This window comes from Falsiroseomonas oryziterrae (genome assembly GCF_021864505.1).
Taxonomy (GTDB): domain Bacteria; phylum Pseudomonadota; class Alphaproteobacteria; order Acetobacterales; family Acetobacteraceae; genus Falsiroseomonas; species Falsiroseomonas oryziterrae.
Genome location: NZ_JAKJIB010000501.1, coordinates 1 through 2,020, shown reverse-complemented (window position 1 = coordinate 2,020; position 2,020 = coordinate 1). Strand labels below are relative to the sequence as shown.

The following is a 2,020-nucleotide window of genomic DNA, read 5'->3' as shown; positions in this document are numbered from 1 at the left end:
TGTTGCGGAAATCCGCCCCCGGCGGGCGCGGCGCGAAGGCCAGCTTGCCGTCGGCCGCCACGCGCCCCCAGCCCGGATCGGCCGCGGCATAGGCAACACCGCCGCCGGGTAGCGGCAGGAGCTGCGCGACGGCGTCGCGCGCGGCCGGGATGTCGGTGGCCGGCCCGAGGCCGAAATCGGTCCAGCGGCGGATGACGAAGTCGCGCCGGTCCGCCTCGGGCCCGGAGGGCGGCGTTGCGACCTGGGTGATGCCGCGCGCGCCCTGCCCGGGTGCGGCGCCGGTGGAGCGTGCGACCTGTGCGGCAGGTTGCGCGATCCGCGCATAGCCTGCCGCGTGCAGTTGCACGCCCCGCCCGTCGGACGCCCAGGCGACCGACGGCAGTCCCTCGCCGCCCAGGCCCGTCACGTCTGGCGCGAGCACCGTGCGCAGATCGCCGGCGGCGAGAATCTCGACGCGCAGCCGGTCCTCGAACCCGATCGCGAGCAGCGCACCGTCCGGCGACCAAGCGAGGCCGAAGGGACGTCCGCCCTGCACCGGCGCGCGTTCCGCCAGCTTGCGCCCGCCGCGTGCCTCGTGCGTGCGGACGCGGCCATCGGCGCCGGTCGCGGCAAGGCGCTCGCCGTTCGCCGCAAATGCGACCATGCGGGCGGCGCCGGCATAGCCGGTGTCTTCCCATTGCGCGCGGCCGTTGCGCGCGTCCCACACCCGGATGCCCGCGCGGCCACCGAGCGCCGCGGCGAGCAGCGTGCCGTCGGGCGAGAGTGCGAGGTGCTGCACCGGCGCCGGCAGGCCGGGCAGACGCCCGAGCAGCGTGCCGGCGCGGGTGTCGAAGACATAGATCGCGAAGGCGCCGTCCCAGGCCGATCCGGTGTAGCCGGCGGCGAAGGCGCGGTTGCCGTCCGGGCTCAGCGCGACGGCGTAGAGTTCGCCCTCCTCCCCCGGCGCGATGGGCGGGCGCAGCACGGCGCGCAGGTTGCCGTCCGGCAGGTCCCACAGCCGCAGCGTCTTGTCGTCGGAGACGCTGGCCAGCAGCCGTCCGCCGGCATCCGCGGCGAGCCGCGCGACCGGCGCGGTGTGCGCCACCGCCTCGATGCGGAGGAAAGGCTGCTGCGGCGGCTCGGCGGCGCGCGGCGCCTGCTGCGCCGACGCACCCGCCGGCACGAACAGCGGCGGTCCGAAGCCGGCCAGCAACGCCGTGCCCTGCAGCAGGGCACGGCGCGTCGCGGCCATCTCAGCTGGCCGCGAGCTCGAAGCCCTGGCCCTGGGTGAGGCGCTCGGCATTGGCGATGCTCTGCGTGAAGTTGTCGCGGCGAGCGATGTTGCTCGCTGCGAGGGAGCGGACATCGCCATCGGCCGAGGTGCCGGTGCCGACGGGCGACGTCCGGGCGGGCGCGCGCTGCGCCTCGGGGAATGCGCCGATCGGGGCGAAGCCGCGCACCCCCGTGCTGGTCTCCACGAGCGCGAAGCCGGACGTCTGTCCCTGCACCGTCACGCGCTCCCGCGCGCTGACCTGGGCCACGTCGGGAGCGGCGGGGTCGGGCCGCAGCTTGAGCGGCACGGTTGCACGCGCCTGGACAGGCACCGCACGGCTGACCGTGGCGCCGGCCAGCGCCGCCTGCTTGGTACCGGGCGCCACGTTCTCGATCGCCACGTCGAACTGCTCGCCGCGCGAGGTGATCTTCTCGTTGATGCTGCGCGCAAGCGCCAGGTCGCGCTGCGCGCGGGCGCGCTCATTGGCCATCATTGCTTCCGCCTGGGGGCGCGTGATGCGGCCGGCGCGGAGGTCCGCGCGGACGCGCTGCGCGGTGCCGAAGCGACAATCCATCAGCTGGGTGTAGGCCAACCAGGTGCGGTCGAGCTGGGCGTTCTCGGCCGCGAGGTCGCCGGCGATGCTGCGCACCAGCGTCGCCTGGTCCGCCGCCTGGCGCTGGCGCGCCTGGAAGTAACCACCGGCCGCGCCCGCGACGCCGCCCGCCGCGGCGCCGATCGCCGCCCCGGCCAGCACCTCGTTGCCACGGC

The 2,020-nt window shown here is 76.0% G+C and carries 2 protein-coding genes; both read right to left on the bottom strand.

Going from position 1 to position 2,020, the window contains the following annotated elements:
• Positions 1 to 1,231, bottom strand: a 1,231-nt coding sequence (locus tag L2I40_RS22450) for a WD40 repeat domain-containing protein (RefSeq protein ID WP_372491104.1), incomplete at its 3' end; no start/stop codon positions are given.
• A 1-nt stretch (position 1,232) separates the two neighbouring features.
• The coding region (locus tag L2I40_RS22445) for a hypothetical protein (RefSeq protein ID WP_456305760.1) at positions 1,233 to 2,020 on the bottom strand (788 nt) is incomplete at its 5' end.